At 72.4% G+C, this 18,322-nt stretch carries 17 protein-coding genes; 12 read left to right on the top strand and 5 right to left on the bottom strand.

Features of this window, described 5'->3' with window-relative positions; all coding sequences use genetic code 11:
- Nucleotides 1-6: 6 nt before the first annotated feature.
- Nucleotides 7-744 (bottom strand): GntR family transcriptional regulator, encoded by a 738-nt coding sequence (locus AC1WTP_RS14210; protein WP_481649713.1) that lies wholly within the window; start codon nucleotides 742-744, stop codon nucleotides 7-9.
- 190 nt (nucleotides 745-934) lie between these two features.
- On the opposite strand from AC1WTP_RS14210, the gene iolC reads away from it, so the two are divergent.
- From iolC to iolD, 4 genes are read left to right on the top strand one after another with little or no spacing between them, the layout of a single operon-like run.
- Nucleotides 935-1,918 carry a 5-dehydro-2-deoxygluconokinase gene (gene iolC / locus AC1WTP_RS14215; protein WP_481649714.1) on the top strand — a complete coding sequence of 328 codons (984 nt, stop codon included), beginning with the start codon at nucleotides 935-937 and terminating at the stop codon, nucleotides 1,916-1,918.
- The gene (locus AC1WTP_RS14220; protein WP_481649715.1) at nucleotides 1,915-2,802 is read left to right on the top strand and encodes a Cgl0159 family (beta/alpha)8-fold protein; all 888 of its coding nucleotides are present in this window, start codon (nucleotides 1,915-1,917) and stop codon (nucleotides 2,800-2,802) included. The genes iolC and AC1WTP_RS14220 overlap by 4 nt, the downstream gene beginning before the upstream one ends.
- A complete protein-coding gene (gene iolB, locus AC1WTP_RS14225; protein WP_481649716.1) occupies nucleotides 2,799-3,695 on the top strand; it encodes a 5-deoxy-glucuronate isomerase in 897 nt (298 codons plus the stop codon). Before AC1WTP_RS14220 ends, iolB begins: the two co-directional genes overlap by 4 nt.
- The gene (gene iolD / locus AC1WTP_RS14230) at nucleotides 3,695-5,536 is read left to right on the top strand and encodes a 3D-(3,5/4)-trihydroxycyclohexane-1,2-dione acylhydrolase (decyclizing) (protein ID WP_481649717.1); all 1,842 of its coding nucleotides are present in this window, start codon (nucleotides 3,695-3,697) and stop codon (nucleotides 5,534-5,536) included. Before iolB ends, iolD begins: the two co-directional genes overlap by 1 nt.
- Before the next feature lie 93 nt (nucleotides 5,537-5,629).
- On the opposite strand, the gene AC1WTP_RS14235 is transcribed toward iolD, so the two are convergent.
- Complete coding sequence (locus AC1WTP_RS14235) at nucleotides 5,630-7,030, bottom strand: hypothetical protein (protein ID WP_481649718.1); 1,401 nt, start codon at nucleotides 7,028-7,030, stop codon at nucleotides 5,630-5,632.
- A 123-nt stretch (nucleotides 7,031-7,153) separates the two neighbouring features.
- Between AC1WTP_RS14235 and AC1WTP_RS14240 the strand changes: the two genes are divergently transcribed.
- A complete protein-coding gene (locus AC1WTP_RS14240) occupies nucleotides 7,154-7,891 on the top strand; it encodes an alpha/beta fold hydrolase (protein WP_481649719.1) in 738 nt (245 codons plus the stop codon).
- A gap of 96 nt (nucleotides 7,892-7,987) precedes the next feature.
- Nucleotides 7,988-8,959, top strand: a complete 972-nt coding sequence (locus AC1WTP_RS14245; RefSeq protein WP_481649720.1) for an SDR family oxidoreductase — start codon at nucleotides 7,988-7,990, stop codon at nucleotides 8,957-8,959.
- A 43-nt stretch (nucleotides 8,960-9,002) separates the two neighbouring features.
- Here AC1WTP_RS14245 and AC1WTP_RS14250 read toward each other — a convergent pair whose 3' ends face one another.
- Entirely contained in the window at nucleotides 9,003-9,206 is a 204-nt protein-coding gene (locus AC1WTP_RS14250) for a hypothetical protein (RefSeq protein ID WP_481649787.1), read from the bottom strand.
- A 30-nt stretch (nucleotides 9,207-9,236) separates the two neighbouring features.
- Here AC1WTP_RS14250 and AC1WTP_RS14255 point away from each other — a divergent pair, with 30 nt between their 5' ends.
- Nucleotides 9,237-9,938 (top strand): MmyB family transcriptional regulator, encoded by a 702-nt coding sequence (locus AC1WTP_RS14255; protein ID WP_481649783.1) that lies wholly within the window; start codon nucleotides 9,237-9,239, stop codon nucleotides 9,936-9,938.
- Here AC1WTP_RS14255 and AC1WTP_RS14260 read toward each other — a convergent pair.
- The gene (locus AC1WTP_RS14260; protein ID WP_481649721.1) at nucleotides 9,927-11,765 is read right to left on the bottom strand and encodes a hypothetical protein; all 1,839 of its coding nucleotides are present in this window, start codon (nucleotides 11,763-11,765) and stop codon (nucleotides 9,927-9,929) included. The two genes, AC1WTP_RS14255 and AC1WTP_RS14260, sit on opposite strands and share 12 nt — an antisense overlap.
- Nucleotides 11,766-12,136: 371 nt before the next feature.
- Between AC1WTP_RS14260 and AC1WTP_RS14265 the strand changes: the two genes are divergently transcribed.
- The 4 genes from AC1WTP_RS14265 (at nucleotide 12,137) to AC1WTP_RS14280 (ending at nucleotide 15,936) form a co-directional block, all read left to right on the top strand.
- A complete protein-coding gene (locus AC1WTP_RS14265; RefSeq protein WP_481649722.1) occupies nucleotides 12,137-12,535 on the top strand; it encodes a hypothetical protein in 399 nt (132 codons plus the stop codon).
- 65 nt (nucleotides 12,536-12,600) lie between these two features.
- The gene (locus AC1WTP_RS14270) at nucleotides 12,601-12,930 is read left to right on the top strand and encodes a hypothetical protein (protein ID WP_481649723.1); all 330 of its coding nucleotides are present in this window, start codon (nucleotides 12,601-12,603) and stop codon (nucleotides 12,928-12,930) included.
- Between the two features lie 283 nt (nucleotides 12,931-13,213).
- Entirely contained in the window at nucleotides 13,214-15,643 is a 2,430-nt protein-coding gene (locus AC1WTP_RS14275; RefSeq protein ID WP_481649724.1) for a M14 family metallopeptidase, read from the top strand.
- Nucleotides 15,644-15,705: 62 nt separating this feature from the next.
- A complete protein-coding gene (locus tag AC1WTP_RS14280) occupies nucleotides 15,706-15,936 on the top strand; it encodes a hypothetical protein (protein ID WP_481649725.1) in 231 nt (76 codons plus the stop codon).
- 193 nt (nucleotides 15,937-16,129) lie between these two features.
- Here AC1WTP_RS14280 and AC1WTP_RS14285 read toward each other — a convergent pair whose 3' ends face one another.
- Nucleotides 16,130-16,756, bottom strand: a complete 627-nt coding sequence (locus AC1WTP_RS14285; protein WP_481649726.1) for a universal stress protein — start codon at nucleotides 16,754-16,756, stop codon at nucleotides 16,130-16,132.
- Between the two features lie 239 nt (nucleotides 16,757-16,995).
- On the opposite strand from AC1WTP_RS14285, the gene nhaA reads away from it, so the two are divergent.
- Nucleotides 16,996-18,315 (top strand): Na+/H+ antiporter NhaA, encoded by a 1,320-nt coding sequence (nhaA, locus tag AC1WTP_RS14290; RefSeq protein ID WP_481649727.1) that lies wholly within the window; start codon nucleotides 16,996-16,998, stop codon nucleotides 18,313-18,315.
- Nucleotides 18,316-18,322: the final 7 nt, after the last annotated feature.

Below are 18,322 nucleotides of genomic sequence, written 5' to 3' on the forward strand. Positions count from 1 at the left end.
GCACCGTCACCGCTCGGCGACGGTCACCTCAAGGGAGTAACGGCTGGCCCGGTAGATGTGCGCGCCGTGCTCGACGTAGCGGCCCTGGTCGTCGTACGCGGTGCGGGTCATGGTGAGCAGCGGCGCGCCGCGCCGTTCGCCGAGCATCTGCGCCTCGGCGGCGGTGGCGGCCCGCGCCCCGATCCGCTGGTGGGCGCCGCGGATCCGCCGTCCGCCGGCGCGCAGGATCGCGTAGAGGCCGTCGGCCTGCAACGCCTCCATGGTGAGCCGCGGCAGGTCGACCGGCAGCCAGTTCTCCATCACCGCGAGGGGCTCGCCGTCGGAGAACCGCAGCCGGCGCAGGTGCTGCACCTCGCTGCCGGGCGGCAGGCCGAGCGCGGCGGCGACCGCCGGCGGGCAGGCCACGGTGGCCAGCTCCAACACCGACGTGGACGGTCGCTGGCCGGCCCGGACCAGGTCGTCGTGCAGGCTGGTCAGCTCGACGGCCCGGCGGACCTCACCCCGGACCACCTGGGTGCCCACGCCGCGCCGGCGGACGATCAGCCCCTTGTCGACCAGGTGCTGGATGGCCTGCCGCACGGTGGGCCGGGACAGCCCGAGCCGGTCGGCCAGTTGCAACTCGCTGTCCAGGCGGTCACCCGGGGCCAGGTCGCCGCGCTGGATCGCCGCGGCGAACTGCTCGGCGACCTGGAAGTAGAGCGGGACCGGGCTGCTGCGGTCGACGGCGATCTCGGGGCCGGTCACGGAAGCCTCCTCGCTTCGGCTGCGCGGGATCGGGGCGTGATGATGGGCGCCACTGTACCGAAGCGGTCACCGAGCGCAGAGCACGGATGTCATGACAACACATTGACACAACTCGCAGAGCACTGTTACCAATCAGGGACGGAATCGAGCTGGCGGGCACGCCGACGCCGGCCGGGACGGAGGGCGCCGCATGCTCGATGTGCTCACCATCGGCCGGGTCGGGGTGGACATCTACCCGCTGCAGGTCGCCACGCCGCTGGCCGAGGTGGAGACGTTCGGCAGGTTCCTCGGCGGCAGCCCCACCAACGTGGCGGTCGCGGCCAGCCGGCAGGGGTTGCGCGCCGGAGTGGTCACCCGCACCGGCGCCGACGCGTTCGCCGACTACGTGCACCGGGCGCTGCGCGAGTTCGGTGTGGACGACAGCCAGGTCCGCCCGGTCGACGGGCTGCCCACCCCGATCACCTTCTGCGAGATCTTCCCGCCCGACCACTTCCCGCTCTGGTTCTACCGCACCCCCACCGCGCCGGACCTGCAGATCCGCCCCGAGGAGCTGGACCTCGACGCGATCACGGCGGCCCGGATCTTCTGGCTCACCGGCACCGGCCTGTGCCAGCAGCCCAGCCGGGAGGCGCACACCGCCGCGCTGGCCGCCCGGGACGGCCGCCCGCACACCGTGCTCGACCTGGACTACCGGCCGATGTTCTGGCCCGACCCGGCCGCCGCGACCGCGGCGGTCGCCGAGGCGCTGCCCCGGGTCACCGTCGCCGTCGGCAACCTCGACGAGGTGGAGGTCGCGGTCGGCACCCGCGACCCGGACCGGGCCGCGGACCTGCTGCTCGACCGCGGGCCCCGGCTCGCGGTGGTCAAGCTCGGCCCGGCGGGCGTGCTGGCCCGCACCGCGACGCAGAGCGTACGGGTGCCGCCGGTGCCGGTGGACGTGGTCAACGGGCTCGGCGCCGGCGACGCGTTCGGCGGCGCGCTCTGCCTGGGGCTGCTGCGCGGCTGGCCGTTGGAGCGGACGCTGCGCTTCGCCAACGCCGCCGGCGCGATCGTCGCCTCCCGCCTGGCCTGCTCCGCCGCCATGCCCGACTACGCCGAGACGGCCGCGCTGGCCGGGCACCCCGCACCGCGTTCGGCGTCGTCGACCGCCGTCCTGACAGGAGAAGACCGGTGAGCACCGAGTACGACGCGCTGACCCGCACCCGCGCGCACCGGCCGCAGGCGATCGCCGAGGCCGCCGCCCGCCGTACCCGCCGGCCCTGGCCCGAGCCCGGGCGGCCGCTGTTCGTCATCGCCGCCGACCACCCGGCCCGCGGCGCCCTCGGGGTGCGGGACCGGCCGATGGCCATGGCCGGGCGGGTGGACCTGCTCGACCGGTTGCGGGTGGCGCTGTCCCGGCCGGGCGTCGACGGCGTGCTCGGCACCCCGGACATCCTGGAGGACCTGCTGCTGCTCGGAGCGCTGGAGAACCGCCTGGCCATCGGGTCGATGAACCGCGGCGGCCTCTCCGGCGCCACCTTCGAGCTCGACGACCGGTTCACCGCCTACGACGCGGACAGCATCGCCGCGATGCGCTACGACGGCGGCAAGATGCTCTGCCGGATCGACCCGGACGACCCGGGCACCGCCTCGACCCTGCAGGCGTGCGCCCAGGCGGTCACCGCCCTCGCGGCGCACCGCACCGTCGCCCTGGTCGAGCCGCTCTGGGTGGCCCGCACCGGCGGCCGGGTCGCCGCCGACCTGCACCCGGAGGCGGTCATCAAGGGCGTCAGCGTCGGCCAGGCGCTCGGCTCGACCAGCGCGTACACCTGGTTGAAGCTGCCGGCCATCGACGAGATGGAGCGGGTGATGGCCGCGACCACGCTGCCGGTCCTGCTGCTCGGCGGTGACCCGGTGGAGGCGCCGGACGTGGTGTACGCGCGGTGGCAGCGGGCGCTGCGGCTGCCCGGCGTGCGCGGCCTGGTGGTCGGCCGGGCCCTGCTCTACCCGCCGGACGACGACGTGGCCGCCGCGGTGGACGTCGCCGGGTCGCTGCTGCCCACCGGGCAGGACGCATGAGGACCGGCGAGGCGTACCTGCCGTGGGGCGGCACCGCCCGCGAGCCGTGGGCGCTGGAGGTCACCCCGGAGCGGGCCGGCTGGCGGTACGCCGGGCTGCGGGTGCTCACCCTGCCCGCCGGCGGTACGGTCAGCTTCGCCACCGGTGACGAGGAGATGCTGGTCCTGCCGCTGGCCGGCGCCGCCACCGTGCACTGCGACGGGCTGCGGCTCACCCTGAGCGGGCGCGAGTCGGTGTTCGCCGCGGTCACCGACTTCGCCTACCTGCCCCGGGACGCCACCGCGACGATCCGCGGCGAGGGCCGCTTCGCGCTGCCGTCGGCGCCCGCCACCCGCCGGCTGTCGCCCCGCTACGGCGCGGCCCGGGACGTGCCGGTGGAGCTGCGCGGCGCCGGCCCGGCCAGCCGGCAGGTCAACAACTTCTGCGCGCCGGACGCCTTCGACTGCGACCGGCTGGTCGCCGTGGAGGTGCTCACCCCCGGCGGGAACTGGTCGTCGTACCCGCCGCACAAGCACGAGGAGGACCGGGTCCACGACGGCGGGCGGGTGGAGGCGGCGCTGGAGGAGATCTACTACTTCGAGGTCGCCGGCGGCGCGCCCGGCACCGGTCCGGCGGGCTACCAGCGGGTCTACGGCACCGCCGACCGGCCGATCGACGTGCTGGCCGAGGTGCGCACCGGCGACGTGGTGCTCGTCCCGTACGGCTACCACGGGCCGTCGATGGCCGCGCCCGGCTACGACCTGTACTACCTCAACGTGCTGGCCGGGCCCGCCGCGACCCGGACCATGGCCTGTGTGGACGATCCCCGGCACGGCTGGATCCGGGGCAGCTGGGCCGACCAGCCGGTCGACCCGCGACTGCCGCTGACCCGGCCCGGAACGAAAGAGGCGTGATGCCCAGGTTGACGGTGGCGCAGGCGGTGGTGGCGTTCCTGGCCCGGCAGTGGTCCGAACGCGACGGGCGGCGGCGGCTGATCCCGGCCTGCTTCGGCATCTTCGGCCACGGCAACGTCGCCGGCATCGGCGAGGCGCTCGCCACCGCCGGCGCCGACCTGCCCTACCACCTGTGCCGTACCGAGCAGGGCATGGTGCACACCGCGGCGGCGTACGCCCGGATGACCGACCGGCTCAGCACCCTGGCCTGCACCACCTCGATCGGCCCGGGCGCGACCAACCTGGTCACCGGCGCCGCCGGCGCCACCATCAACCGGCTGCCGGTGCTGCTGCTGCCCGGCGACATCTTCGCCACCCGGGTGGCCAACCCGGTGCTCCAGGAGCTGGAGGATCCGCGCTCCTACGACGTCAGCGTCACCGACGCGCTGCGGCCGGTCTCCCGCTACTGGGACCGGATCAACCGGCCCGAGCAACTGCCGGCGGCGCTGCTGGCCGCGATGCGGGTGCTCACCGATCCGGCGGAGACCGGCGCGGTCACCCTCGCCCTGCCGCAGGACGTGCAGGCCGAGGCGTACGACTGGCCGGACGAGCTGTTCGCCGAACGGGTCTGGCACGTGCCGCGCCCCCTCCCGGACATCGCGGCGCTGGCCCGGGCGGCCGGGATCGTGCGGGCGGCCCGCCGGCCGCTGGTGGTGGCCGGCGGTGGCGTGATCTACAGCGGGGCCACCGAGGCGCTGCGCCAGTTCGCCGAGGAGTGCGGGGTGCCGGTGGCGGAGACCCAGGCCGGCACCGGGGCGATGCCGTACGACCATCCGCTCGCCCTCGGCGCGGTCGGTGTCACCGGGACCACGGCGGCCAACGAGATCGCGGCCGGCGCGGACGTGGTGATCGGAGTGGGCACCCGCTACAGCGACTTCACCACCGCCTCCGGCACCCTCTTCGGTGCGGACGCGCGTTTCGTCAACCTGAACGTCACCCGCTTCGACGCGGCGAAGCTCTCCGGTACCCAGGTCGTCGGTGACGCCCGGGAGAGCCTCGCCGCCCTCGACGCGGCCTGCGCCGGCTGGGCCACCGAGCCGGCCTACCGGGAGTCGGTGACGCGGCTGCGCGAGCGGTGGGCGACCGTGGCGGACGCCGCCCGGCACGCCGCTCCGGAGGCGCGCCCCACCCAGACCGCGGTGATCGGCGCGGTCAACGACGCCGCGGGCGAGCGCGGCGTGGTGGTGTGCGCGGCCGGTTCGATGCCCGGCGACCTGCACCGGCTGTGGCGCAGCGGCGACCCGAAGAGCTACCACGTCGAGTACGGCTACTCGTGCATGGGCTACGAGATCGCCGGTGGGATCGGGGTGAAGCTGGCCGCGCCGGAGCGCGAGGTCTTCGTGCTGGTCGGCGACGGGTCCTACCTGATGCTGCCGAGCGAGCTGGCCACCGCGGTCGCCGAGGGCGTCAAGCTGGTCGTGGTGCTGGTCGACAACTCCGGCTTCGCCTCGATCGGCCGGCTGTCGGAGAGCGTCGGCGCGCAACGGCTCGGCACCGCCTACGCCGACCGGGCCGGGGCGCCGCTGCCGATCGACCTGGGCGCCAACGCGGCCAGCCTCGGCGCCGACCTGATCCGGGCGTCGACCACGCAGGAGCTGCGCGCCGCCCTCGACACGGCGAAGGCCTCGCCGCGGACCACCGTGGTGCACGTGGTCACCGACCGGTTCGAGGCCGGTCCGGACGGCGGCGCCTGGTGGGACGTGCCGGTCGCCGAGGTGTCCACGACGGCTGAGGGGCGGGCCGCGCGGGCCGCGTACGAGGCGGGGCGCAAGAGCCGCCGCGCCCACCTGCGGCCCGCCTGACCCCCGTCGCTTCCCGCGCCCCCGGGCCTGGTCCCGCCGCATACCCTCCCGGGCCGCCCCTGACCCGGGTCGTCTGAGCGCCCGCCGGCACCCTCACTCGACGGCCTCCAGTTGCACGGCCGGGTAGCGGTGGCGGTGCCGCGCGAAGAAGGTATCGAACTCCCGCAGCGAGAGCGGCTCGGGCATCGGGTACCGGGCGGGTATGGCCCGCAGGGCCGACTGGAACCGGAAGAAGGTCGAGAGGTCGCTCGGGTAGCGACGAGGGTCCACGCCGGCGAACGACCCCGCCACCCCGGCGCGTCGCAGCAGCCGGTGCCACTGGTCGACGGGCGCCAGTCCCACCGATTCCACGCCGTGGCAGAACAGCGCGACGTGGACGTGGCCGTAGCGGTCCGACTGGTCGAGATAGCGGGCGAGGGCGTCGGCCGAGGACTGGACGGGGAAGGTGCTCCAGTAGGGCACGCAACCCGTCCGCAGCGCCCACCAGGGGTCGATGAGGATGAACGACTCCACCAGCAGCCGATCGGCGGGCAGGCCCCGTTCCCGGTACCACCAGCGGTACAGGTCGGCGACGAGCGGGCTGAGGTCCTCGGGGTCGTCGAAGACCAGTCGCCGCACCTGGTAGCCGTGCCGGCGGGCGAACGCGATCGCGTCGTCCCGGAGCGCCGGTTCGAACCCCCACTCCGCCTCGGGGCTCTGGCCGTCCGGCGTCGGCGCCTCCCACCGGGTCCGCGCCACCCCGTAGCGGCGCAGGTACGCGGCTATTCGCGGGTCGCCCGCGTGGTACTGCGCGGGCTCCAGCCCGCCGACGGCGCCGAACTGGAAGACGTGCCGCTCGCCGACGCGGGTCGTCGGCCACCGCCGGGTGCACTCGGCGAGCAGCAGCACGCCGCCGACGTCGAGCGTCCGGTTCAGGAATCGCTCGTACGCGGGTCCGAGCCGGGTGCGTTTGACCCGGAAGTAGGCAATCCGCCGGGACGTCAACCGATCCTGGTTCGGATCGTGCAGATGGTGCAGGACGAAGTCGGGGTTGCGGGCCAGCAGCGCCTGGGCGGTGGCGTCGAAGGCGTGCAGGGCGCGCATCGGATCATCCGGGGCCACCCGCCGCTGACGAAGCGGCAGCAGCAGCGTCTGGGGCAGCCACGCGATACCGAGGGCCGCGCAGAGATGGACGAGCGCCCCGTTGGACGAGCCGACGACCACCGCCGGATACCGGCGGCGCCGCGGGTAGAGGTCGACCATCCGGGCGGCGACGTCCTCGATGTCGAGGGCCGCCATCCGCGCCGCCGGCCGCCCCTCGGCACCGCTGGCCAGGCTGTAGATCGTCTCCCGCAGCCGGACCGGAAGCCGGGTCGCGGCGGCGGCCACCGGACGCAGGAGGCGGCCCGCCGGCTGACCCATCGGTGGCGTGTCGCGGTCACGCAGGAAGCGGGCGGTTGACATGACCATCGCGGAAGCGGAGTCGAAGGCGGCCACCTCACGGGGTAGTTTCATCTCACCTCCCGCAGGCGGTTACCCGGAAAGTCGCCCGGTACGCCCGATTCCGTCCGCAGCTGTCGGGTAACCCCGGGTATGCGGAGCAAGCCTGAGCCATACGCCCCACCGTTCCCGACGGACGTGGCGACGTCGTACCACGACGGCCCGCTGGGCCGGATGCGCAGCCGGGCGGTCGGCGAGCCGCGATCCGACGTGCCCGAGGTGGTGCTTGTCCAGGGCATGGGAGTGGCCGACTACCTGATGCCGGGTCTCGGCGCTCTCGGCGGGTGGACCCGGGCCCACCTGGTCGAGCTACCCGGCTTCGCCGGCAGCGGCGAGCCGCCGCACGAACTCACCGTGGCGGAGTTCGGGCGTGCCGTCGCCGAGTGGCTCACCGCCCGGCGACTCGGTCCGCTCGTGCTCGCCGGCCATTCCAGCGGCACCCAGATCGCCGCGCAGGCCGCGGTGGGCCACCCCGACGTGCGTGGTGTCGTCCTGGCCAGCCCCACGATTGATCCCGTCGCTCGCGGCCCGCTGCGGCTGCTCATCCGGTGGCGTCTGGACGGACGCCGCGAGCCACCGGGGTTGACCGAGTCGCACCGCCCCGAATGGAAGCGGGCAGGGCTTCGCCGCATGCTGCACCTGGCACGCGCGCACCTCGACCATCCGATCGAGCAACCGGTGACCCGTCTGCGGGTTCCGCTGCTGGTCATCCGCGGCCGCGACGACATGATCAGTACCTCCCGGTGGGGCCGCCGGCTGGCCGCCATGTCGCCGGCGGGCGGGTACGTCGAGGTCGCGGGCGCCCACACCTTCCCGTGGCTGGACCCGACGGCGTGGTCGGAGCCGATACGCCGCTTCGCGACCCGGGTCTCCTGACCGTCAGCAACCCTCGACCGGGAGGCGAGCCCTTCCCTGTTCGGCCGGCTGGCCGCCGGTAGGGGTTGACCCGGCAGGGGTGGGTATCCGGCGCCCATGCGGACACGGGATCTCGTCGTCGTCGTCACCGGGGCGTCCAGCGGCATCGGCCGGGCCACCGCCCATGCCTTCGCCGACCAGGGCAACGCCCTCGCCCTGGCGGCGCGGGGCGACGCCGCGCTGGACGACGTCGTCCAGGAGTGCGTGGGGCGCGGCGGGCAGGCGATCGCGGTGCCGACCGACGTCAGCGACGCGCAGGCGGTGCGGGAGTTGGCCGAGCGGACCCTCCAGCGGTACGGGCGGATCGACGTCTGGGTCAACAACGCCGCGGTGAGTGCCTTCGGGCGGTTTCAGGACGTTCCCGAGGAGGACTTCCGGCGGGTTCTCGACGTCAACGTGATGGGCTACGTGTACGGAGCCCGGGCGGCACTGCCCGTGATGCGGAACCAGGGCCACGGCGTGCTGGTCAACGTGTCATCGGTGGTCGGGGTGGTCCCGCAGCCGTACACCCATGCGTACACGATGGCGAAGTTCGCGATCCGGGCGCTGAGCGGCAGCCTGCGGCAGGAGCTGCAGCTGGAGGGCGCCTCCGGGATCCACGTCTGCACCGTTCTGCCGGCGACGATCGACACGCCGATCTTCCAGCACGCCGCCAACTACACCGGCCGGGCGGTGCGCGCCATGCCCCCGGTGTACCCGCCGGAGCGGGTCGCGCGGACCATCGTGAACCTGGTGCGGCTGCCACGGCGCGAGGTGGCCGTCGGGACCTTGGCCCACGCGTTGCTCCTGCAGTCCCGGCTGGTTCCCGGCCTGGTCGAGCGGATGATGGCCATCCAGGTCGACCGGAAGCACCTCATGCAGCGGCCCGAGCCGGCCAACGTCGGGAACCTGTACCGGCCGGCCCTGGAGTCCGAGGCGACCCTGGGGGGCTGGAGCGAGCGGCAAGTCAGAGCCCGCCGGCTTGCGGCGACTGCCGGGACGCTTCTGGTCGGGACGGCCGCGGCCGCGCTCCGCCGGTGGCGGCGATGAGCGGAGGTCCGCACCGGGCGGGCGACTCTGCTGACGCTGTTGATTACTCTTCGTCCTGTTTATCCATCCCGCCGGTCGCCTCGTAGTGCCACCCGTCATCGGCGCGGCGATCCCTGCGGTACTCCACGTACCAGGTGCCGTCGCGGGTCTCATGGGTGAACTCAACGAGTTCGTCGGCGGCTCCGGCCAGTTGCCGGTCCACCCCGTCGAGCGGCCCGCCGTGCAGATGCGCAACCGAACCAGTCATGTCTGCCGGCTACCCACGGCCGTGCCGGCCATGCGGCCGAGGACCGCGCCGTTCGCCCGCGCGCTCGCGGGCCCGCCCCGCGTTCCGGAGCGGATTCGGTCCCCGCTAAGCGCGAAGAGCAGTCACTCAGGGCCGGACGAGGACCTTCAGGGCTTCCCGCCGATTCATCGCGCAGTACCCGTCGGGTACCTCGTCGAGGCTGATGGTGCGGTCGAAGACCTTTCCGGGCTGGACCGTGCCGTCGACCCATCTGGTTACCCTGCTCCGAGGCGGGCATGGTGTGGTACGGGTGCAGGTCGCTGCCGCAGACGCAGGTGCGCACGATCCGGACGATCGCGTCGGTCGGCTGCTCCAGCGTCGGGTCGGGGATCTCCTCCACGCGCACATCGCCGGCGCCGTACATCAAAGTCGCTCGCATGGACCTTCAGTTCCGTCCTGCTGAGGACGACAACAGGCCATCGCGTACCCAGACGACGAGGCGGGGAACTCGCGGGTGGCTGGCAGCAGGACCACCGCCGATGCCCACGCGGCCCGGTTCGACCGGCGAACAGTGCCCGGTTCGTGGTCCTCGACCCCCGCGCGACCGACTTCTACCCTGACCGGGAGCGCGCGGCCAACGGCACCGTGGCGATTTTGTGCGTCGCGGCCGGCCGGCGGATCCGGGCCGCGCGGTCGGCTACGCGGCCGGCGACCGACCCTCGCCCTGTCGATCCACCGCGGTCACCGGCCTAGCCGATCCCGGGGGTCGATGTCGATAGCGTGCAGGGGCAGAACCGCGGAATCGGGATACCCCTGGAAAAGTCCGTTGATCGCCCAGACGCTGAACCGGTGGGTCTCCCGGTCGGAATGGTTTGCGAGTGTCTCCAACAACTCCCGGGACCGGACCGGATTCACCGGCGCGGTTACCGCGATGAGGTATACGAGAGCGCGCGCCACGGGATAGAGCTCGTCCTGTGTCAGCGTCTTCTCCACGAGATCCTCGACAATGTTCTGTACCGCGCGGAGCATTCTCCGGACGTCCTGGGGGGCGGCCTCGGCGGCACCGTAGCAGTCGCCCAGAGCGAAAATCACCGCGTGCATCTCCGAGGTGCGTTCGTGGGAGCCGTCCAGCGCGTTGAATGCCCGTTCGCAGGCTTCCGCGAACACGGTCTGCACAAAGGCGCCGCGGACCTGCATGAATCCGAGAGCGAACAGGGCCCTGGTGCGGATCCACGGTTCCTGGGCCTCTTCGAGCACCTTCCCGAATGCCTCCGTGACGGGAACGACCCATCCACCCACCCGGAGGGTGTCGACCGCTCGCCGCCGGGAGACTCCGGCATTCTGCAGGAGCGCCTGCCGGAAGAGGAACTTCGTGGCATCTCGAAGCGCCGCCGGGACCTGGTCGAGTTTCGAGGTCGCGGATTCGACGACGTCCCGGAACGGTCCGTCGAAGTCGGGCCACTCGTTGCACACCCGTTGCTCGCGCTCCACGACGGCGCGGAGCGTGCTCGCCGTCCACCGCAGACCGGTGTGGTTGTTCCGCTGGCGGGCCTGTTGCTCGAAGAGTTCGGCGAGGGCGAGCACGTGCTGGTGCTCCTGGCGATGCCGGCCCTGGCGCACCGCGCGTTCCCACAGCCCGTGTGCGGCCATAGCGCGCTCCCGGACCGTGGCGTCCGCCATCTCCGCCCGACTGCGTAACAACCTGTCGGCTGCGGCGCCGACTGTTTTGTCCCAGTGGTCCGGGATGGCGACGGCCAGTTCGAGGTCGAGCGATCGCGCCGGGTAGATGCTCTGTTTGCGGAGTTCGTCCGCCCTGCCCAGGCTCTTGCCCACCCAGTCGATCAGCCGGGGAAGGCGGCGACGTTGAGTCGCGCTGGCGGACTTCATATCGGAAGCGGCAAGCACGATGGACGTGATCGAACGCCAGGCTCGAAAGCCCATCGGCCCGTCGAGGGTCTGATCGAGCGGCGCCTTGAGGTGGTCGAAGTCGTAGGCGCCGAGGCTCCCGAGCAGGATGAGTGCTTCGATGCTGCGCCTGGTGGGCGGCGACACCCCGATGTAGATCAGACGCCGGACGACCCAGTCGAGTCGTTCCGAGTGCTCGGCGATGATCGAGTCTTCCCGGTTCCTCGCTCCACCCAGCCGGGACAGCAGCGTCGAGGCCTGCATCAGCACGCCGACGGGCTCCGGCCGCTCACCGAGGAGGGCCAGAAGGTCGTCGGTCCACGACGGCTCGACGGAGGCGCCGAAGGACTTGCGTCCGACCAACCTGTTCAGCCGGTTGGCGAAGGCCACGAGGCCCCCGGCACCGCTGACCTCGGACGCCAGCGTGACCATCGCCGAGTCCAGTTCCCGGAGCGCGTCGAAGGTCGGCGCCCTCGGCGTCACCCGGTCCGGTCGCGTCGGGCGGAACTTCGCCGCCAGATTCTGGGGCGCCATGCTCATGGTGTCCGCGAGCGCGGTCAGCGTGATGGGGTGAGGTTGCAGCTGCGCCGCGAACGCCACCTGGCCCACCGTCGCGTACGTAATTAACTGCTCGGGGCTGTCAATGTCGTCGACGATGACGGGTGTGGTGAGCATGAGTGAAAGGTATCAGCAATACTAATGCTGATCATTACTTCGGCAACTGTCAGGCGGTGTGCCAGGGCATGGTGATAGGCCGCTGACCTGCGGAAATGCTTCTTGTTGCCTTGCGTCACCGTCCACATCGGGGCAAGAATAGAGCCGTTCGGTTGAACGGAAATTGTTCAAGCAGCGAACAGCAGTCGGCCCCCTCTTTGTAGAGGGGGCCTCCGCCGAGTGGTGGCCGATTCATGATCGCGAGTCGGGATCGGCCACCCCACACTCTGGATCGCCTGGAGGTACCCAAAGTGTCGTTCTCAAGCAACCACGATAGCCGGGCGGTTGTCGTAGGTCCAGCAGTTCCGGCTGCTCACAGCCTTACCGAGTGGGTGGCGCTTCAGCCTCTGCTGCTGATCGCGGGCATCTATCTGCCGGGCAGCAGCGTCGCCGTCGTGGCCGCGGTGCCGATCGCCCTCGCGGTCAGGATCATCGTGAGGAAGTGGCCGGTCATCAATCCCACGGCGGTCGGTCTCTTCCTGTCCGTGGCCACGTACTGGCTCGCCTACCTCACCGCGACGCCTGGTGAGCACGGCCAGGATCTCTTCGCCCGGCTGGCGATCGCCACGGTGATCAGCGCCCTGTACGCCACCGGCAAGGTCCGTGATCTCGTCAAGCGGACCCTGGCCTGGCTCAAGGCCACGGTGGCGATCGTCGTCGTTCGGCAGGGCCCGGGCAGCTCCCCGGCCGGCATCACCGCCGACGTCCGGATGGCCAAGCAGCGTAGGTAGTTCGTTGAGCGGTCGCAGGAGCCGGGCCTGAGGTTCGGCTCCTGCGCCGTGGAGGGAGTCAGAGCGTGGCGTACGGGTCGGACAAGGAGCGGATCAGCGTGAATGATGCGGTGGCGCCGTCGGGCTGGATGATCGATGCCTACCAACTGGAGCACGACGCCGCGGGCGGGTGGCGCCTCGTCCACGGCCGGCATTCCCTTGTCGACTGGCCCAGCGACTGGCTTCCTCCGGCCCTCGTCTTCCGGCTTACCGCCGAACGGGTGCGCCGGGAGACCGGACGCGCGGTGGGGTGGCACGTCATGGGCGGCCTCACCGGCAGGGTCACGATCTACCGGCCCGTCGCTGTTCGCGGTGGGAGTGGCGTCCTGCGCCCCCGGGCCAGGCTGTGCGGTTGAGCGTTCCCGGCTACCGGGGGATTGACAGGTCACTTTGTTCACACTGAGGATTGCCTCAGTCCACCGACCGCCACCGACCAGCCATTCCTTCACCAGTTCGACGGCGCCCCGCAACTCGGCGATGCGGGCAGCGCCGGTCCGCCGCAATCGGACACCACCACCTTCCTTTGTGTCGTGACGCCGCGAGCGTGGCCGCGACCAGCGGGGCGGAGCCGCGTACCCCGGGCGGGCCCCTCGGCCATCTCATTCGGTCACCCGTGCCGAGAAACAGAAGGGTCGACAGATGCGTGATCCCCTAGGTCCCCGGTGGCGACGCCGCCTTCCCCTGCCCGCCGCGCTGGCCGGGGCGATGGCCGTGGTGCTGCTGGTCAGCCCGGCCTCGGCCACCGCCCCGGCCGCCGCCCCGCCCTCCGTCGACCTGGTCCGGGTCGGCGACGAGGAGGCGAACGTCGTCGAGGTGCTGCTCGCCGACACCGCCCAGCTGGACGCCCTCGTCGCCACCGGCGTCGACCTCGACCACCACGTCGCCCACACGCAGGACGGCGTCGTCGCGCACGCGGTCATCACGGCCAGCGAGGGCGCGGCGCTGACCGCGGCCGGCTTCCGGCTCGGCAAGGTGGTGCACCGGCCGACCGACGCCAAGGAGCGGGTGGCGGAACGCGAGGCCACCATCGCCGGGCACGCCGCCGAGAACCGGCAGTTCGCCACCGCCGCGGCCGACCCGACCGCGCCGGACGTCTCCGACGTGAAGATCATCCGCGCGGACTACTACACCTCCGGGACCAACCAGGTCCTGTCCGTGGAGGCGAAGTGGGCGCAGGGACAGACGGCCACGAACGCGCTGACCGTCGAGCGGGACAGCGGCCCGGGCACCGAGTTCGGCTCCGGCGGCACGCAGACCATCTCCCGCTTCGTCGACGCCGGCGTCTACCTCTACCACCGCGGCGCCGCGACGGTGACCAGCCGCCCCGACCGCATCCGGATCACCAGCCCGACCGGTGACGTGGCGATCGCCACGGTGCGGGAGTGGCTGCCGACCCCGGGTGACGGCCCGGAGGGTCCCGGCTACCAGAAGGACTTCGTCACCAGCTACCTGACCCCCACCGAGCTGTACGGGCGGATCCACCAGCTGGCCGCGGAGTTCCCGGACCTGGCCGAGATCGTCGAGCTGCCGTACAAGACCAACGGCTACCGCCGGCACGCGCAGGCGGTGTTCGGCACCGCCAACGACAGCAGGGTCGCGGTGGACTCGCTGGCCTGGGGGCACGAGGGCGGTAACAACGTCTCCGTGGAGATCGCCGCCCCGGGCGCGGCGAACACGCCGCTGTCGGTGGCCGTCACCGGCTCCGCGGTACGGGTGACCCTGGGGACCGACGGCGCGGGCACGGTGACCAGCACCGCCGCCCAGGTCGTCGCGGCGCTCAACGCCCGCGCCGGCTCGCTGCTGCGGGCGTACACCTATCGGGGCAGCCCGGGCACCGGCGTGGTCGCGCCGGCCGCGCGCACCCCGCTCACCGACGGGCTGAGCGCCCCGGCCAGCGTCTCCCGGGAGCCGCACCCGGTGTACGCGATCCGGATCGGCAAGCACCGCGACGGATCGAAGCTCGGCGTGCTCGCCTACGCCCAGGAACACGCCCGGGAGTGGGTGCCGCCGCTGGTCACCGTCGAGACCGCCGAGCGGCTGCTGCGCAACTACGCCCACGACGGGCAGACCAAGCAGCTGTTGAACAACCTCGACATCTGGATCGCGCCGTCGATCAACCCGGACGGCGGGCACTACTCGTTCTACGACTTCAACTCGCAGCGCAAGAACATGACCAACCACTGCCCGCTGACCGGCTCCGCCGACTTCCTGGCCCGCAACTCGTGGGGTGTGGACAACAACCGCAACTACACCGAGTACAGCCTCTTCGACGGCTACTCGGGTGCGTCGTCGAGCTGCACCAGCGGCACCTACTCCGGGCCGAGCGAGCTGTCCGAGCCGGAGAACCGCAACCTCGACTGGCTGGCCGCGCGCCCGAACATCAGGTTCTCGATGAACCTGCACTCCTCGGGCAACTACTTCATGTGGTCGCCGGGCGCGTACGCGCTGCCGGACCGGGTCTCGGCGCCGCGGCCGACGCTGGCCGAGGAGTCCGCCTTCTGGGGCGCCTCGTCGCGGATCCTGACCGCCATCAAGCGGCACCGCAACATGGCGGTCACCCCGGCGCGCACCGGCCCGATCTCCGACGTGCTCTACTCGGCGGCGGGCAACTCCGGGGACATGCTCTGGTACAAGTACGGCATCTACGCCTGGAACTTCGAGGTCGGCACCTCCTTCCAACCCCAGTGGGAGGAGGCGCACGCGGAGACGATGGAGTTCGCCAACGGGCTGGTCGAGTTGATGCGGGTGGCCCGTGACTTCGCCAAGGACAAGCAGCGGCCGGAGAGCACGTTGAAGGTCGCGCCGAGTTCCACGCCGGGCATGGTGAACGTGACGTTCGAGTCCTCCGAACCGGCCGCGGTCTTCTACACCCTCGACAGCGCCGCTCCGACGTACAGCTCCACGCTGTACGGCTCCGCCGGCATCCGGGAGGGCGGGGAGACGCTGACCGTCCCGGCCGGCACCCGGGTGCACTGGTTCTCGGTGGACTCGGCGGGCAACGTCGAGAACAACTACCGTCCGGACGGCAACGGGGAGAACTACCGCAAGGGCATCGCGGCCCTGCCGTAGGGCTGACGTCGAACAGCGCGCACAGGGGGTGTGCGGGGTTGCCGGCCCCGCACACCCCCGCCGTGTCACGAACGGTCAGCTTCGACGGCCGGACGTACGAGCTGACCGGGCCGGCGCCGATCTCGCCGCGCCAGCAGGTGGCCGCGATCGGGAACGCGTTGGGCGAGCCGGTCCGGTCCGTCGAGCGGAGCCGGGCGGAGGCCCGGACGCAGACGCTGCGGTTCATGCCCGAGCCGGTGGTGGACGCCACGCTGACATGCTCGGTGCACCGGTCGCGGCGGAGCAGCGCGTGAGCCCCGACGTGCGGCGGATCCTCGGTCGTCCGGCACGGCCGTACGCCGACTGGGCGGCGCGAACCGTCGCCGCGTTCCGGTAGCTCCGACGAACGCCGCCGGCCCCGACCAGGGCCCCGTCCCGGCCGAGGCCGGTGCCGCTTCGGCGCCACGCGGGAGTGACTCGGCTCACGTGCGCCCCGGGGAGGCCTGGTCAGCGTCCGGGCAGGCTGCCCAGCAGGACGGCGCGCGGGCTGCGGCGCGCCAGGTCCTCCGCCACGTTGCCCAGCAGCTTCTCGTCGAGCCCGTGTCCCCGCCGCCCGATCACCAGCAGGTCCACGTCGCGGGCGTCGGCGACGGTCAGGATGGCGTCGACCGGGTGGCCGGCCACCACCTCCGTGATCGCGGCGGGCAACTCGTCCGGCAGGGTGTTCGCAATCTCGTTCAACATCCGCCGGGCGCGCTGGTGCTCCTCGTGGGCTTCGATGTCGACCAGGTCCGGGTCGGTCACGGAGACCAGCACCAGTTCGCTGGTGGTCCCGGTCAGCGCGTGGGCGACGGCGCGCAGCGCCCGGTCGGAGTCGGGCGACCCGTCCAGCCCGACCAGCACGCGCAGTCCGGGCCCGGTCGGCGCCGGTGCGCGGGAGCGGACGTCGATCCGCTGTGGGGCGGCCCGACCTCGCTCGACGGCGATCGGGATGAACAGCGGGCCGAGCAGTCCGCCGACGAGGTACCAGAGCAGGTGACGGTGGCCGCCGCGGGTGACGAACACCGCCGCGGTGACCAGGCCGGTCACCAGCCATGCCACGATCGCCACGACGGCCCACCAGAGCTCAGCCACCTGGGCTCCCCGGGACGGGCGATCCGGACGCGCAGACCATGCGATGGCTTACCCGTCGTGGCGACGGGTAAGCGCACCGTGTCGGCCGAAGGTCGGGTACGTTACGGCAGGCCCCTCCCGACGGGCGGATGCATGGGATCGTCGATGCGTCCGGCGCAGCGGCGGATAACGTTGGTTCCGGTGTGCCGGGAAGTCTGGTCGGCGATGGATGACGCGACCCCTGCCGACGAGGAGATTCCGTGACCGACGCCACCCGGCGCCGTCCCAGCCTGTTCGCCCGCCGCTCGTGGACCGAGACCAGCCGCATCGCCGAGATCCTGCGGCGGGAGACGGTGGGCGGAGCGCTTCTGCTGGTCGGGGCGCTGCTGGCCCTGCTCTGGTCGAACTCGCCCTGGACGGAGCACTACGAGGCGGTCCGGGACTTCCGGGTCGGCCCGGCCGCCCTGCACCTCGACCTCAGCCTGGCCACCTGGGCGGCCGACGGTCTGCTGGCGATCTTCTTCTTCGTCGCCGGACTGGAACTCAAGCGCGAGTTCGTTGCCGGTGACCTGCGGGATCCACGCCGCGCGGCGGTGCCGGTGGCGGCGGCCTTCGGCGGAGTGCTGGCGCCGGCCGTGCTCTACTACCTGATCGCCGGCGACGAAGGCGCCAGGGGCTGGGCGATCCCGACGGCGACCGACATCGCCTTCGCCCTGGCGGTGCTCGCCGTGGTCGGCCGGTTCCTGCCGCCGGCGCTGCGGACCTTTCTGCTCACCCTCGCAGTCGTCGACGACCTGATCGCCATCGTGATCATCGCCGTCTTCTACACCACCGACCTGTCGCTCCTGCCCCTGTTCGGCGCCCTGGTCCCACTGGCGGTCTTCGGCCTGCTGGTGCAGCGCCGGGTCCGCTCCTGGTGGCTGCTGCTGCCGCTGGCCGGCGTGACCTGGGTGCTGATGCACGAGTCCGGGGTGCACGCCACCGTGGCGGGCGTGCTGCTGGCCTTCACCGTCCCGGTCGTCCGCAGCGAGGCCGCCGGGGGACCGGATGCCGGCCCGGGGCTGGCCGAGCACTTCGAGCACCGTTTCCGGCCGATATCGGCCGGCGTGGCGGTGCCGATCTTCGCCTTCTTCTCCGCCGGGGTAGCGGTGGGCGGCCTGACCGGCCTGACCACCGCGCTGACCGACCGCGTCGCGGTCGGCATCGTCGTCGGGCTGGTCGTCGGCAAGCCGATCGGCATCCTGGGCGCGACCTGGCTGGTCTCCCGATTCACCCACGCCGACCCCGAGGAGGGCCTCAACTGGCTCGACGCGTTCGGTCTCGCGCTGCTCGGTGGCATCGGCTTCACCGTCTCCCTGCTCGTCGGCGAGTTGGCCTTCGGCCTGGGTAGCGAGCGGGACGACCACGTGAAGGTCGGCGTGCTCGCCGGTTCTCTGCTCTCGGCGCTGCTCGCCTCGGTGGTCCTGCGCGCCCGCAGCCGCGTCCACCGGCAGGTGTGCGAGGCCGAGGCCGTCGACCGCGACCACGACGGGGTGCCGGACGTCTATGACCCGGACCCCGACCGGCCCGACATCCGCTGAGCTGAGG

This window comes from Micromonospora sp. R311 (genome assembly GCF_056780015.1).

What these genes read in the sequence shown, in the direction of transcription:
- iolC (WP_481649714.1), top strand. Translation starts at nt 935, where the DNA reads ATGCTCGATGTGCTCACCATCGGCCGGGTCGGGGTGGACATCTACCCG.
- iolB (WP_481649716.1), top strand. Translation starts at nt 2,799, where the DNA reads ATGAGGACCGGCGAGGCGTACCTGCCGTGGGGCGGCACCGCCCGCGAG.
- iolD (WP_481649717.1), top strand. Translation starts at nt 3,695, where the DNA reads ATGCCCAGGTTGACGGTGGCGCAGGCGGTGGTGGCGTTCCTGGCCCGG.
- AC1WTP_RS14235 (WP_481649718.1), bottom strand. Translation starts at nt 7,030, where the DNA reads ATGAAACTACCCCGTGAGGTGGCCGCCTTCGACTCCGCTTCCGCGATG.
- AC1WTP_RS14245 (WP_481649720.1), top strand. Translation starts at nt 7,988, where the DNA reads ATGCGGACACGGGATCTCGTCGTCGTCGTCACCGGGGCGTCCAGCGGC.
- AC1WTP_RS14250 (WP_481649787.1), bottom strand. Translation starts at nt 9,206, where the DNA reads ATGACTGGTTCGGTTGCGCATCTGCACGGCGGGCCGCTCGACGGGGTG.
- AC1WTP_RS14255 (WP_481649783.1), top strand. Translation starts at nt 9,237, where the DNA reads ATGCGGCCGAGGACCGCGCCGTTCGCCCGCGCGCTCGCGGGCCCGCCC.
- AC1WTP_RS14260 (WP_481649721.1), bottom strand. Translation starts at nt 11,765, where the DNA reads ATGCTCACCACACCCGTCATCGTCGACGACATTGACAGCCCCGAGCAG.
- AC1WTP_RS14275 (WP_481649724.1), top strand. Translation starts at nt 13,214, where the DNA reads ATGCGTGATCCCCTAGGTCCCCGGTGGCGACGCCGCCTTCCCCTGCCC.